This is a genomic window from Limnobacter sp. SAORIC-690, assembly GCF_002954425.1.
GTDB lineage: Bacteria > Pseudomonadota > Gammaproteobacteria > Burkholderiales > Burkholderiaceae_B > Limnobacter > Limnobacter profundi.
The window spans coordinates 1053576-1067504 of the sequence record NZ_MQVZ01000001.1 but is presented as its reverse complement, the minus strand read 5'-3'; the positions used below and the strand labels follow the sequence as shown (position 1 = coordinate 1067504).

The 13929-nt window shown below is 53.9% G+C and carries 15 protein-coding genes; 7 read left to right on the top strand and 8 right to left on the bottom strand.

All coding sequences use genetic code 11. The features are described from left to right. Positions 1-4: 4 nt before the first annotated feature. Positions 5-1879 (bottom strand): radical SAM protein, encoded by a 1875-nt coding sequence (locus BSZ31_RS05040; RefSeq protein ID WP_369907285.1) that lies wholly within the window; start codon positions 1877-1879, stop codon positions 5-7. Positions 1880-2132: 253 nt separating this feature from the next. Here BSZ31_RS05040 and BSZ31_RS05035 point away from each other — a divergent pair, with 253 nt between their 5' ends. Both BSZ31_RS05035 and BSZ31_RS05030 read left to right on the top strand, forming a co-directional pair. Continuing rightward, a complete protein-coding gene (locus BSZ31_RS05035) occupies positions 2133-2498 on the top strand; it encodes a cupin domain-containing protein (protein ID WP_105027818.1) in 366 nt (121 codons plus the stop codon). A 1-nt stretch (position 2499) separates the two neighbouring features. Beyond that, entirely contained in the window at positions 2500-3144 is a 645-nt protein-coding gene (locus BSZ31_RS05030; protein WP_105027817.1) for a trimeric intracellular cation channel family protein, read from the top strand. 9 nt (positions 3145-3153) lie between these two features. Here the strand turns inward: BSZ31_RS05030 and BSZ31_RS05025 are convergent, their stop codons facing one another. Continuing rightward, a complete protein-coding gene (locus tag BSZ31_RS05025; RefSeq protein ID WP_105027816.1) occupies positions 3154-3645 on the bottom strand; it encodes a flavodoxin family protein in 492 nt (163 codons plus the stop codon). Positions 3646-3753: 108 nt separating this feature from the next. Here BSZ31_RS05025 and BSZ31_RS17530 point away from each other — a divergent pair, with 108 nt between their 5' ends. Further along, positions 3754-3879, top strand: coding sequence for a hypothetical protein (locus BSZ31_RS17530; RefSeq protein WP_255411415.1), 126 nt, complete (start codon positions 3754-3756; stop codon positions 3877-3879). 254 nt (positions 3880-4133) lie between these two features. Here BSZ31_RS17530 and BSZ31_RS05020 read toward each other — a convergent pair whose 3' ends face one another. Continuing rightward, on the bottom strand, positions 4134-4526 hold the full coding sequence (locus BSZ31_RS05020; RefSeq protein ID WP_105027815.1) for a lysozyme inhibitor LprI family protein: 393 nt from the start codon (positions 4524-4526) through the stop codon (positions 4134-4136). Between the two features lie 136 nt (positions 4527-4662). Between BSZ31_RS05020 and BSZ31_RS05015 the strand changes: the two genes are divergently transcribed. Continuing rightward, the gene (locus BSZ31_RS05015) at positions 4663-5277 is read left to right on the top strand and encodes an alternative oxidase (RefSeq protein WP_105027814.1); all 615 of its coding nucleotides are present in this window, start codon (positions 4663-4665) and stop codon (positions 5275-5277) included. A gap of 2 nt (positions 5278-5279) precedes the next feature. On the opposite strand, the gene BSZ31_RS05010 is transcribed toward BSZ31_RS05015, so the two are convergent. Further along, positions 5280-5609, bottom strand: coding sequence for a DUF2834 domain-containing protein (locus BSZ31_RS05010; protein WP_105027813.1), 330 nt, complete (start codon positions 5607-5609; stop codon positions 5280-5282). Positions 5610-5709: 100 nt separating this feature from the next. On the opposite strand from BSZ31_RS05010, the gene BSZ31_RS05005 reads away from it, so the two are divergent. Together BSZ31_RS05005 and BSZ31_RS05000 are read left to right on the top strand one after the other, a co-directional pair. Further along, on the top strand, positions 5710-6354 hold the full coding sequence (locus tag BSZ31_RS05005; RefSeq protein ID WP_105027812.1) for an MBL fold metallo-hydrolase: 645 nt from the start codon (positions 5710-5712) through the stop codon (positions 6352-6354). A 9-nt stretch (positions 6355-6363) separates the two neighbouring features. Further along, the gene (locus BSZ31_RS05000) at positions 6364-6975 is read left to right on the top strand and encodes an L-2-amino-thiazoline-4-carboxylic acid hydrolase (protein ID WP_105027811.1); all 612 of its coding nucleotides are present in this window, start codon (positions 6364-6366) and stop codon (positions 6973-6975) included. On the opposite strand, the gene BSZ31_RS04995 is transcribed toward BSZ31_RS05000, so the two are convergent. After that, entirely contained in the window at positions 6944-7486 is a 543-nt protein-coding gene (locus BSZ31_RS04995) for an NUDIX hydrolase (RefSeq protein WP_105027810.1), read from the bottom strand. The genes BSZ31_RS05000 and BSZ31_RS04995 overlap by 32 nt on opposite strands. 130 nt (positions 7487-7616) lie before the next feature. On the opposite strand from BSZ31_RS04995, the gene BSZ31_RS04990 reads away from it, so the two are divergent. Continuing rightward, positions 7617-8819 carry a cation:proton antiporter gene (locus BSZ31_RS04990; RefSeq protein ID WP_240605651.1) on the top strand — a complete coding sequence of 401 codons (1203 nt, stop codon included), beginning with the start codon at positions 7617-7619 and terminating at the stop codon, positions 8817-8819. A gap of 14 nt (positions 8820-8833) precedes the next feature. Here BSZ31_RS04990 and BSZ31_RS04985 read toward each other — a convergent pair whose 3' ends face one another. The 3 genes from BSZ31_RS04985 to zwf are packed head-to-tail and all read right to left on the bottom strand — an operon-like array spanning position 8834 to position 13864. Next, on the bottom strand, positions 8834-9628 hold the full coding sequence (locus tag BSZ31_RS04985; protein WP_105027808.1) for an FRG domain-containing protein: 795 nt from the start codon (positions 9626-9628) through the stop codon (positions 8834-8836). A gap of 13 nt (positions 9629-9641) precedes the next feature. Next, positions 9642-12401 (bottom strand): phosphoenolpyruvate carboxylase, encoded by a 2760-nt coding sequence (gene ppc, locus BSZ31_RS04980; protein WP_206018549.1) that lies wholly within the window; start codon positions 12399-12401, stop codon positions 9642-9644. Then, entirely contained in the window at positions 12398-13864 is a 1467-nt protein-coding gene (gene zwf, locus BSZ31_RS04975; protein ID WP_105027807.1) for a glucose-6-phosphate dehydrogenase, read from the bottom strand. Before zwf ends, ppc begins: the two co-directional genes overlap by 4 nt. Positions 13865-13929 lie beyond the last annotated feature (65 nt).

Below are 13929 nucleotides of genomic sequence, written 5' to 3'. Positions count from 1 at the left end.
CATATTAAGCTGTTTTGACTGGTTTGCCGTACAAAGCCTGCTCAATGAAGTTTTTTTGCACCGTGGGGCGAGGCACTTTTTGGTCAAACCAGCTGCGCACATTCTGGTCCAGGCCAATGCTGTGCATGTAGTTGTAAAGCGCGCGGTTCAAGCCCTCGCCAAGCGCTGCATGGTCTACACCCGTGGGGTCGATAAAGCCGATGTCGTTTTTCGCAAAAGTGCCTTGGGGCAAGGGCTTCAATTGAATGCCATATTCTTCCGGGTTTTTACCCACTGGCGAGTGCACGGTGCAGGCAAAACGATGAAAGTAACCCGATTGAATACAGCCCTCGGCAAACAATTGGCGCACGTATTCCAGCGCATCCACGGTGTCTTGCACTGTTTGGGTGGGGAAGCCGTACATCAGGTAAGCGTGTACCAACACGCCGGCATCGGTAAAGCCTTTGGTCACCCGTGCCACCTGCTCCACTGAAACGCCCTTCTTCATCAGGTTCAACAAGCGGTCGGATGCCACCTCCAGCCCGCCACTAACCGCAATGCAGCCACTGTCGGCCAGCAACTGGCACAGCTCGGGCGTGAAGGATTTTTCAAACCGTATATTGCCCCACCATGAAATGGACACATTGCGTGCAATCAATTCCTGCGCCAAGGCTTTCAAGGCTTTGGGGGGTGCAGCCTCATCCACAAAATGAAAACCGGTTTGCCCGGTTTCCGCCACAATTTGTTCAATGCGATTGACCAGCTCGGTGGCGGTGGCGTTTTCGTAGCGGGAAATGTAGTCGAGCGACACATCGCAAAAACTGCATTTTTTCCAGTAGCAGCCATGGGCCACGGTCAACTTGTTCCAGCGACCGTCGCTCCACAGCCGGTGCATGGGGTTCAGCATGTCGAGCAGGCTAAGGTAGCTGTGCAATGGCAAACCATCCCAAGTGGGGGTGCCCACATCGCCAAACGGCACATCGGGTTCAGCCCAGTTCGTGTATTGAACCGTTCCTTCAGCGTTGCGCGTGAAAGTGCGCACCAACCGCTGTGGGCCACGCTTGCCTTGCAGGTATTCAATCAGGCACAGCAGGGGGCGCTCGCCTGAATCCAGCGTAACGAAGTCTACGAAGTCGAAAAGGTGTGGCTCGCCCAGTTCACGCAGTTCGGTGTTCACATAGCCACCACCCAATCCAATCTTGATGGTGGGGTTCTCGGCCTTCATGGCCTGTGCCATGCGCAAGGCCGCATACACCGCGCCGGGAAAGGGCACAGACAACAACACCAGTTGTGGTTGCTGCCGCCTGAATTCCTCCAGTGTCAGCTCGACAAGAATTTCATCAATTAGCGTGAAAGGCTGCTGCAAGGCATTGGCCAGCGGGTCAAAGCTGGGCTGGCTACCGGCCAGCGATTCTGCATACCGCACAAACTCAAAGCGCTCATCAATCGCATCAGCAATGACATCGGCCAGGTCGTTCAGGTACAAAGTGGCAAGGTGGCGTGCCTTGTCTTGCGCGCCCAGGGCACCAAAGGCCCAAGCCAGCGGGTCGCCGCCGTCCTCGTCCACATACACATCCAGCGCCTCGAACCGCGGGCCTTCCGGCAAAAAAGCCCGGCTGTTGATTCGGTGCGCCAGGGTGGAATCGCCCCCCTGCAAAAAGCGAATGGTGGGGGCAATGGTGGCACGGTAACGGCTGAACTGGTCCATGAACAGGGCCACGCGCTCGGTCACTTCGTCGTACTGCTCAATTTCAGAGGCAATCCTGTCCAGCCCTTCAGGTGAAAACAGCTTGAGCACCAGGCCCAGTGCAATGTCTGCCTGCACGGCATCAACGCCCTGCTTGCGCAAAAAGCCGGTGATGTAAGCCGTGGATGGATAGGGCGTGTTGAGCTGCGTCATCGGCGGGATGAAGGACAACACACGGAAAGGGGTAGACACGATAAAACCTCGGGCTGAACGTGCCTAGATTCTACACCCAGCGGGCGTAATCGATTCCCCGGTTTTATGCAGCAAAGACTTCGTACAGCATGACGCTACACAACAAGGCTGCAGACCACTGCCCTAGGGCCTCCCAAAACTGTTTCATCGTTAAAGCCCCCTGCCTGTAGTCCTGCCTTTACAATAGACCACGGTTCAAAACAAAGTTCAATCCATGACACAAAAACTGACTGTATTTGCCAAGTGCAACACGCCGCTTGAACACGACCGCCCCCGCCCGGATAGGCTTGAAAAAGGCAACCCTTTGCGCAGCACCTGGAATCACTATGAAAACAACGGAGTTAGTGCTGGTGTGTGGGCCTGCGAAACAGGGGCTTGGCGCATTGCATTTGCCCCGGGCAAAGACGAATTTTTCCATGTGCTGCAAGGGCGCATTCAGATTACGAATGCGGAAGGGCAGGCCGAGCAGTTTGGTCCGGGCGATGCCGGAGTAATTCCTGCGGAATTCACAGGTGTTTTCGAGGTACTGGAGCCAGTGCGCAAACATTACGTGATCGTTGATCGCGCGGCGGTGAACTGACATGGCGACGCTCAACCCCGGGGAGTTCAGCCAGAACATTCAACTGGGCATTGAAGTGGTGGCCACGCTGGCCTTTGCCCTGAGCGGAATTCTGGAAGGTGCACGCAAGCGGCTGGACGCCGTGGGGGTGTGCGTGGTGGCCTTTTTGGCAGCCTTTGGTGGCGGTACGCTGCGCGATTTGTTGCTGGATGTACGCCCCTTTTTCTGGGTGAAATACATTGAATTGCTGTGGGCCGTGTTCGTGCTGTGCATCGTGGCCATGTTGTTTATGCGGCAGCGACATTTCAAGTTCACTGAAAAAGCCATTTTGTGGCCCGATACTTTGGGGCTGGGCCTGTTCACCGCCGCGGGCGTTTTCGCAGCCATCATGGCGGGCATGCCCAGCTTGGTGGCCGTTTTCATGGGTGTCATCACTGGCGTGTTTGGCGGTGTGCTGCGCGACATTGTGTGCAATGAAATTCCGCAAGCTTTCAAAGACCACCGCCCCTATGCCATTTGCGCCTTCTTCGGCGGCTGGGCTTACATTGGCCTGCGTGAACTGGACAACCCGGCGTATGTGAACATGCTGGGCTGTGTACTGGTGACCGTAGGCCTGCGAGCCTTTGCAGTGTGGAAGGATGTGCGGCTTCCGGAGTGGAGAAGCTGAATTGGTGATTTAAAACAAACCCAAAGCCAAACCACCTGCGAATGCAGCGCCCAAATCGCGGCCATGTTGCAAATCCGCAGGGCCAATGGTTTTGGGTGCCAGAATTTTTTCAGGCGTTTGTACGTGGGTACACACAATGTGTGGCGGTGCCATTTCCGTTAAACGCCACCCCTTGGCAATGCGCTGAATTTGCTTGACTGCACCCTGCCCGTCGCTGCCGGCGCACACCAACACCGTGTAGGGCCGCCCATTGATTTGGTCGAGCGCAGCATAGTAGGTGCGGTCAAAAAAGTCTTTCATCAAACCCGCCATGCTGCCCAAAGTTTCGGGGGTAACGAATACATAGCCGTGCGCATTCAAAACATGTTCGGCGTTTGTTTCACTGGCGTGCAAAAGCACAGTGCGCGTGTTGGGTTCCGTGCCTGCGCCCTCAGCCACCGCCTGGGCCATGGCTTTGGACCCGCCTGTGATGGAGTGGTAGGTGATGAGCAGGGTTTTCATGGGCTGGGTGAGGGTTTCTATTTAACCTGAACAGGGTATAAGTTTGATAGCCATGAAAACAGCCCCTAGACTCGTGAAAATTTAAAACTCTCGCCCAGAGGCAAATTCATGTCCAATCTAGCTGTGCAAAAACCACTGAACTCAAAAATGGCCATCTCCAAATCAGGAATTGAGCATATCTCGAAAGATGAAGGTTTCTCCGCAATTCCCTACAACGACATTGCAGGCCCTTGATTGCTCGAATCTCTTTTTCAATGTTGCGTTTCGTCAAGGCAGATGCAGCAGGGTGGTTTAACAATGATTCGAGAATCTTGATGTCGCTATCGCGATCTTCTGCGCTTTTTATCAGCATGGATTTGGTTGAATAAAGTTGTTGCTTCAACCGTATTCTGCACGTAACAAGGCTTTCTGTCTCAATACAAATTGTGTTTGTAGTCCAACCGCAGCCCCTCTCCACGGCGCCTGGTGGGGCTTACGCTAACTTCGATTCACCGCTTGCTTCCCGTACACACATCCCCCTCCACAACTGGCTCAAGCCATTGCTTTAAAGTAACAATTCGTTCCTGAACTAAACCCAGCCGGGTTACGCATTGGCACATCGGCAAAACAGAACCGTAGTCGATGAACTGCTGCGAGGGAAACTGCATGAGTAATTCCGCATCCACATATTGCATCCATTGCTTCTGGCTATTGTTCAACGCCTTAAGAAATGCCGAGTCATTTTGTTTTCTCTGCTTGATCTGTAGAAGCGTATCTTCCATCTCTGTTTTTGCATCTTTCAGCTGCGCACAAAGTTCTTCATCATTGGCGCTGTCTGCGAAGGCCCAAGATGACACCCCTAAAAATCCAATTAGAACAAATTTGAATATCAGTTTATTCATTGCCCTTTCCCTCAAATAAGTCAGCCTCTCTGTGTTTTGGCAGTGATTTTAAGGGCTAGCCCCCACATTCCAATCAGCGTAGACTAATTCAAAAAGTAAATAAAAGCGCTGTCGTCACACCTCAGGAGTAGAGCACATGGAAGCATTGCCTCAAGAACCCACCCCCAAAGACTTCTCTGACAAGTTCGCAAAATCGCTGACCATGTTTTTTCGCTGGTTTGCCGACACTTTCTTTGCCAAACGCTACGGTCATCGGGCGGTCATTCTGGAAACGGTAGCAGGTGTACCCGGCATGGTGGCTGGCATGTGGATCCACCTGAAGAGCTTGCGGAAAATGAAAACCGGCTACGGCCCCACCATTCGAACCCTGCTTGAAGAAGCGGAAAACGAACGCATGCATTTGATGATTTTTATTGAAATTGCAAAACCCAGTGTGGGCGAGCGGCTGCTGGTATTGTTTGCCCAACTGGTGTTTTGGCACTTCTATTTCGTGCTGTATGTGTTCTTCCCGAAAACCGCTCACCGCATGGTGGGCTACTTCGAGAACCAGGCAGTAATCAGCTACACCGACTACCTGGCTGAAATTGATGCGGGCCGAATTGAAAACATCGCCGCACCGAAAATTGCAATCGACTATTACAAGCTGCCCGCCGATGCCAAGCTACGCGATGTGGTCATCGCCGTGCGCAAAGATGAACAAGGCCATGCCGATGTGAACCACGACATGGCCGATCATCCGCTGGCGGTGTAATTTCAAGCTGCGGCCTGTTCCTGATTCAAACGAATCAACAGGTACACCGCAAACCCGGTGGCAACACCGGGCACCACGCCCAGCAGCAACGCCACCCAACCGTGGCGAATGCCCTTCACTTTCGCCTCGTACATCACCCACACGGCCAACACGGCCCAGGTGAAGAAAATGTCCATGGCATAACCCGAGGCGTAGGGGTTCACAAAACCACCCGCAAACGCACCCACAATGTCTGGATTGTCGATGAACGGCGGAATGCACACCAAGGCAAATGCCACGGCGAATGCCACAGCCAGTACCACCAGAAATCTGCGATATGCCGCTGTTCCCATAAACTCGAACCCCCTTTTTCTTGGTCAATTGAACCGGGTTAATTTGAATCAACACCACAATTTCACTACTATATCTCCACTGTATTCACCCACACGCCACATGCTTCGCTACCACACCATTCCTGTTACACCGTTTGCACAAAACTGTTCCATCGTGTGGTGCAGTGAAACCAACAAGGCCGCCATCATCGACCCCGGTGGCGATCTGAACAAACTCAAGAAGGCTGTTGCCGATCGCAATCTGGAGCTGCAAGCAATCTGGCTCACCCACGCGCACATTGACCACGCAGGTGGGGTGGCAGAACTGGCCGAGCAATTGAACTTGCCCATCATCGGCCCACACGTGGGTGACCAGTTCTGGATCGATAGACTGGCCGACCAAAGCCGCATGTTCAACTTTCCCTTGAGTAAACCTTTCACACCCAACCGTTGGCTGGTCGATGGCGACACGGTTCAAATTGGCGATTGCACCCTGAATGTGCGCCACTGCCCGGGCCACACACCGGGCCATGTGGTGTTTCACTCGGAGGAAGCCAAACGTGCGTTTGTGGGCGATGTGCTGTTTGTGGGCAGCATGGGCCGCACGGACTTTCCCGGTGGTGACCATGAAACCCTGATCGACAGCATTCGCAACCGCTTGTGGCCCATGGGCAATGACACCGTGTTTATTCCAGGCCACGGGCCAGAGGGCAGCTTTGGTCAGGAACGCCGAAGCAACCCGTATGTGCGCGACCTGCATTTTTAAGGCCTCGCCATGAACCTGCTGGCTGCGCTGCGGTTTTACTTGCCAAACCATGCTTTTGCCAGGCAGGTCAAGCCAGTTGTCACTGCGCCACTGTGGCAAACTGCGCAGCGCATTCAACAAAGTATTCAACACACACGCCCACCACATTCGTTGGGCTTGGGGTTGATCATGCGCTACATGGAATGGGATGTGGCCTTGTACCGCGCAGCACTGGAAGAGGGAATGCCCCGCACCGAAGCAGGCCAGTTGATTGAAACCATCAACTGGCAACTATTTGGTCCGCCGATTGAATTGGGTTTCAAGCTGTCTCGCCTGCGCAGCGCAAAAGCACTGGTGCGCGCACGGTGGTTGACCAACCTCATGTTCAAGGTGATGTTCACCAAACCGTTTGTACGCGCAGTGCACCCCACCAACGGTGCGGTGGCCTTTGATGTCACTGTTTGCCCGCTGGCCAATTACTTTAAACAGCAGGGCGTGCCTGAACTAACTCGCCATGCCGCCTGCAGCCTGGACCACCAAATGGCTGCGCAGTGGGGTTTGCAATTGCAACGCGCCCAAACCATTGCCCAAGCACACCCACTGTGCGACTTCAGGTTTGTGCCACCCAAAACGCTCCAATAATCGTTTTCACATCACTGACTTCACCTGCCTTGATCTGCCTCATCAACTCGGCAGGTTCAACCAGCACCACGTCCAGAAACTCATTGTGGTCCAGCTGTCGTTCTTGCAGGGTTAAACCACGCGCCACATACAACTCGATCTTTTCTGTGGAATAGGAAATGACCGGGTGAACGGTGGTGATGTATTCCAGCGTTTGTGCCACATATCCGGTTTCTTCCAGCAGTTCCCGGTGAGCCGTGGCCACTGGGTCTTCACCCGGATCAATTTTGCCAGCCGGAAATTCCAGAAACACGCGGTGCAGAGGGTAGCGAAATTGCCGCTCCATCACAAAGCGACCGTCATCCAGAATGGGAATAATGGCCACTGCACCCGGGTGCACCGTGTATTCGCGCACCGATTGTTCGCCATTGGGCAGGCGCACCGTGTCCTGGTTCACTTTCATCAAATGCCCGTCAAACACGCGTGTGCTGGTGATGCAGGTTTCTTCCAGGTGCTTTTCAGAATCGGACATACAACGCCAAGTCAAAAGATTGAAACAGCACATTTGACCACATTGAGTTCTCCGCGTTAACCCTAAGCTTGCCAGTGGTAAACTCAATCGCCATCTTTCTGTAAATTTCACTATGTCACTGCTGTCCAGCTTGCTATTGCTTATTGTGGTCGCCCGCTTGTTCGGCCGCCTGTTTGCACGCTACAACCAGCCCGAGCTGATCGGTGAAATTCTGGCCGGGGTATTGCTGGGCCCGGCCATTCTGGGTTTGATTGAACCCAACAAAGCCCTTGCCGGCGTGACTGAATTGGCTGTGTTTCTGATCATTTTGAATGCCGGCCTTGAAATGCGCTTTTCCGACATTGTGGGCGCCATGAAAGGGCGCGGGCTTATGTTGGCAGCCATCAGCTTTTTCATTCCCTTCGGTGGTGGTGTGTTGGTTGCGGCAGCATTTGGTCAGGACATCATGCGCATGATTTTTCTGGGCCTGTGCATTTCAATCACCGCATTGCCTGTGGCCGTAAAGCTGATGGACAGCCTCGGAATTTTGCACACCCCGATTGCCAAATTTTCACTGGCCACCGCAGTGGTCAACGACGTGGCTGCGCTTTTTATTCTGGGTATTGTGCTGAACCTGCCTGAAACACTCACACTGGGCGACGCCAGCGTGGCCGTGGGCATAGCCACCCTGAAACTGATGGCCATGGGCCTGGTGGTGGTGGGGCTGAACCAATTGCTGAACTGGCTCGAAAAACGCAATGTGAATGTGCAGGCCTTGCCAGAATCCATGATCAAGGTATTTGGTCCTGAGGCTTTGTTCGGCATTGTGATTGTATTTGTGCTGGTGTTTGGCACCATCAGTGAGGCTTTGGGTTTTCACTTTGTGATTGGTGCATTTTTTGGTGCGCTGTTTCTGGACAAAAAACACTTCATCGCCTCGCGCTACAAAGACCTGCAAGGCACGCTCGGGTCAATTACCAACGGTTTTCTGGGCCCTATTTTCTTTGCATATCTGGGCCTTGAACTTCAACTGGTCAGCCTCAGCGAATGGGAATTCCCATTCATCGTCATCGTGGTGTCGATTGTCACCAAACTGTTCGCGGGCTGGCTGGGCGGTTTGATGGTGGGAATGGAGCACCGGGAATCATTGGGTTTGGGGGCAGTACTCAACGGCCGTGGCGTGATGGAACTGGTGGTGGCCGGCATTGCCTACCAGAACGGCTTTATTGGCCCTACCATGTTCTCAACCTTGGTGTTAATGGGCATTGTCACCACCTTCCTGACACCCATTTTCTTTAAACAGGTGTACCGGGGCAACAAGCTAGAAGAATACCGCCAGGAAAGCCGAAGCTGAACCAGCGCATCAGCTCACTGCGATTTCCTTTCGGCCAGCACATGCCCCGGCCAGGTAATTTCAAGCTCATAAGAAATGGAGCGTGAAAGCCCGTCGAGGTCTGGAAACAGCGTGGCATGCGTGATGTTCATTCGGTACAGGGCCAACATGGCCTCTTTTCGAATGCTGGCCGGCAAAATGAACTTGCGGATCATCGCAGGGCCGGTCTCGTACTGTTGAATAATTTCATCAATCGGTTTGTCCAACACACCCGGCACCACAAACGTACCTGATTGCGCCACCAGCCGCCGATCCATCTGGTCGGGTTCGCCCACCCACATGATGTCGTTGGCATTGGTTGCAAAGTAACGCTCAAAATTGCCTGGAATACGCGGGTCTATCATGTCGCGGTGAAGGGTGGCATTGTTGATCGGCGTGGCCATCCACAACCGTGGTGTGTCCAAGGCAAACACGGCCGAATTTTTAACCGCTCTTTCCAGGGCAAAAAACGCAGCTACAAAAGGCGACTTCGTGAAGTCGAGCATGCGAGTGGGTGCACCGTGATGCTGCATCAAGGCCAGGCAACGAATGTCGTCGTCCAGCACACTGGCATCGGGCAAATAATTGTGCGCCTTGCGGCGAAAAATCCGAAAGGCACGTTCTTCGCGCGAGCGCCAGGATGTTTTGTCAGGCACGTAATTCTGAAGGTAGCGCGACAAGGAACTTAGCAGCGGCCAGTCAGCATCCTGCAATCCCCGAAACGCCCAACCGTCGCATTCTGAGGTCAAGGCCACAAACTCATTCCAGCTGGCAATTTGTACCGTTTCCACAATTCACTCCCTGCTAGCCACTGTTCCTTAAGCCAGTGGCAATGCCGTTGATCGACAGGTGAACGCCGCGCGCCACGCGCTCATCCAGTTCGCCTTGGCGGTGCCTGCGCAACAGTTCAACCTGCACATGGTTCAGCGGGTCGACATACGGAAAACGCGCTTCAATGGAACGTTTCAGCAATGGGTTGTCCGCCAGCAATTCTTGTTGCCCGGTCAGCCACAACAGCCCTTCCACGGCACGTGCATGCTCGGCGGCAATGCGGCCAAACACTTTGTCACGCAGTGCAGCGTCTTCCACCATGGCGGCATAACGCGATGCAATCGCCATGTCCGCTTTGGCCAGCACCATGTTCAATGTTGACAGCATGGTGTTAAAGAAGGGCCATTGTTTCGCCATGGCTTGCAGATCCTGCAATTCGGGCTCGCTCAAGCGGGTACGCAAAGTGGCCACCGCCGTGCCAAAGCCATACCACCCCGGCAACATCACACGGCTTTGCGCCCAGCTGAACACCCAGGGAATGGCGCGCAAATCTTCAATAGTCCAGTTGGCTTTGCGGGACGCGGGGCGGCTACCAATGTTCAAACTGGCAATTTCAGAAATGACCGTGGACTGTTTGAAGTAATCCAGAAATCCATCGGTGTTGTAGACCAAATCCCGGTAAGCGTTGAAGGCATGTTCCGACAACTTCGCCATGAGTTCCAAGTACTTCGCGGGTACTTCACGCGTCAGCTCGGTGTGTTCAGACACCATCAGGTTCGCTGACACCAACACCTCCAGGTTGCGCCGACCCAGCGATTCAATACCGTACTTGGCGGCGATCACTTCGCCCTGTTCAGTCAAACGAATTCGACCATCCACCGCACCCGGTGGTTGACCCAAAATGGCGTGGTAGCTCGAACCGCCACCGCGCCCCACCGAGCCACCCCGGCCATGGAACAGGCGAATTTTAATACCGTGTTTTGCAAACACATCCACCAAACCAATTTCGGCCTGGTACAGGCTCCAACCGGAAGTGACAAAACCGCCATCCTTATTGCTGTCTGAATAGCCCAGCATCACTTCCTGCACATGCCCGCGCGAAGCTACCAAGGTGCGGTATTCGGGAATGCCGAACAAACGATTCATGATGTCGGGCGCGGCCTGCAAGTCGCCAATGGTTTCAAACAAAGGCACCACATTGACGGCAATCTCGCCCTTGGCCACATTCAACAAATGGGCCTCTTTCAGCAGCACCGCCAGTTCAAGCAGGTCACTCACCGATGCGGTTTTGGAAATGATGCAGTTCTGAATGGCCGAAGCACCGAGAATTTGATGCGCAAGTTTGGCCTTTCTGAAAATCGCCATTTCTGAATGGGTGCGTTCGCTGTACTGCAGGGAATCACTGAACAGCAAACGAGGGGTGCGCAGTTCAGCACACAAAAGCTCAACGCGTTGGGCTTCGCCACAGGCCAGGTAATCAATTTTCCCCAGGGTGGATTGCTTGAGTAAATCAGCAATCACCTCTTCAAACACATCGCTGTTTTGGCGAAGGTCCAAAGCCATCAAAGAGAAACCAAACACCTTCACCTTGCGCGCCAGCAGCGCCAAACGATCTTCTGCAATTCGCTGCATGCCGTTGTCATTCAGCGCAGAAAACAGGGTATTCAAATCGGCCAGAAAATCAGCTGGGCTTGCATAGGCCTGGGCAGTGCACTCGCCCTGAGCCGCTTGCTGAAAGGTGGCTTCCAGCCGTTTGCGAATTGCCACACAGGCGCGGCGCAGCGTTTCATCCATGCGGTGGGCTGAATCTTCCCCCGAGGCATTGGCCAATTCGGTCAAAGGCGGATTGGGTTTCAAGAAATAATCGGTCACGCTGAATTCGCGAATCAGGCAATTCACCTCGGCCAGATAATGCTCCAGCACCTTGCGACTTTGAATTTTCAACGAGGTGTCCAGCACCTGCGCAGTCACAAACGGGTTGCCATCGCGATCGCCACCAATCCACGAGCCCACCGTCAACACCTTGCCCAGTGGGTCCTCATTCACGGGCAAAAAGTTGTCCGTGCTGGGCAAATTCAGGAGGCTTTGCAGCTTGCGGTACACCTGCGGCACCTGCGCAAAAAAAGTGGAGTCGAAATAGGCCAGCGCATTGTTGACCTCGTCAATCACACTCAATTTGTTTCGGCGCAGCAAACGGGTTTGAAACAAGCGCTGCACGGCCGCTTTCAGTTCATCCCGCCAGGCATTGGCCTCTTCACGCGTCAATTGAATTTCATCGCGGTGGCGGATCAGCGCGATGATGCTTTGCTGTGCATCCAGCACACTTTTGCGCTGCACCTCGGTGGGGTGCGCGGTAAGCACTGGCACAGATTCGGTTTGTTTCAGGCGTACAAGCACTGCTTCACGATTCACACCCACGCGTTCCAACTCGGGGATGGTGTAATCCAGGCTGGCCTCGCGCGCGGGCATACCCGCCAGTTCATGCTGGCGATTGCGTCGAATCAAATGGCAGTCTTCAGCAATATTGCTCAACATCGAAAAAATCGAGAAAGAGCGTATCAGTGAAATGGTTTCATCTTGCGACAAAGCCTCAAGCCGAGCTTCCAGTTTGGCGCGTGCTGCCTTGTCATCAAAGCGCCGGTACTGCACCGACAACTGCCTTACTTCTTCAATCGCATTAAATACCGGCAAACCTTGCTGCTCGGCGATGATTTCACCCAGCAAAGCACCCAACAGGCGAATGTCGTCGCGCAATTGCTGGTCCTTGTCATCCTGATTCACGCTGCTGCTCACAACCCATCCTCCGACCACAATGAATTGGCCCGCAATGCCATGGCTGTAGCCGATGAAGGGCCATAGGTGCCGCTGGTGTAGGGCACGGGCTCCATGCCGTGGCTTTTCAGGTCATTCAAAATACGATCCACAAATTGCCACTGGGTTTGTACCTCATCACGACGCAGAAACAAACCCAGTCGCCCGCGCAAAATATCGGTGATTAATCGCTCGTAAGCGTCACGCACTGGAATGCGCCAGGTATTGAAAAAATCCAGGTCGAGCGACACTGGCTTCAAGCGTTCACGCTCGCCCGGTGTTTTTGCCAGCAACTTCAGCTCAAGTTTGTCCTCGGGCTGCAAATGGATCACCAACTGGTTGCCCACCCATTGGCCGCCCACCGGTTCAAACAGGGGCTTGGGCACATCGCGAAACTGAATCACAATTTCTGCAAAACGGCGTGGCATGCGCTTGCCTGTGCGCACCAAAAACGGCACACCTGCCCATCGCCAGGTTTGCACCTCGGTTCGAAACGCCACATACGTTTCTGTAGTTGAATTTGCGGCGACACCTTTTTCACTGCGGTACTTGGGCACAGGCTGGCCTTTCACAAAACCCTCTCCATACTGGCCCACCACGATCTCTGGAATACCCGTCACCTGCGGCACCTTCAAAGAGCGCAATACCTTGAGCTTCTCATCGCGCAATGAATTGGCCTCCAGGCTGACTGGCGGTTCCATGGCCACAATCGCCAACAGCTGCAAAATATGGCTTTGAACCATGTCTCGAAGCGCACCGGCATGTTCATAAAAACCGGCGCGATCTTCCACACCCAAATCTTCAGCCACGGTAATTTGCACATGGGACACATGCTCGCGGGTCAGCAAGGGCTCGAAAATCCGGTTGCCCAATCGCAGCGCCAGCATGTTTTGTACAGCCTGTTTACCCAGGTAGTGATCAATGCGATACACCTGCGATTCATCGAGCTTGGCGGCCACGGCTTCTTCAATCAAGGCAGATTCTTTCGCGTTAAAACCCAAGGGCTTTTCCAGCACCAAGCGAAGCTTTTCAGGATCGCGTACGGTGGGAATGCAATTGATCAAATCAATAAACCGCGATGAAGGCAGGGCGGCATAATGCACCACTGGCTCGGGGCTTCCAGCCACTGCGTTACTCATGGCCCGGCATGACTCTGGTGTGCCCAGCACCACCTGCAAAGTGTGCAAGTAAGGCAACAAGGCCGGGATGGACTCGCGTGCAGCCTCATCACCCGCTGCTTTCAGAAATGAGTCCACCTGAGCCAGGGCTTCGCCGGGCGTTAAGGCCTCGCGTTGTGCAAAAATGATTCTGGACTCGGTCGAGAAATAGCCCGACTTGGCAAGGTGTGCCAATGCGGGAATGATTTTTCGCTTGGCCAGGTCTCCGCCCGCACCGTGCAACACAAAGGTGAACGCGCCAACGGGCAGTGGGGAATTGTCGGTCATGGTATTTTCCAAGTAAGTTACATAAATTGCTAATTTCTTGTAATTATGTTACAAACAACACACCT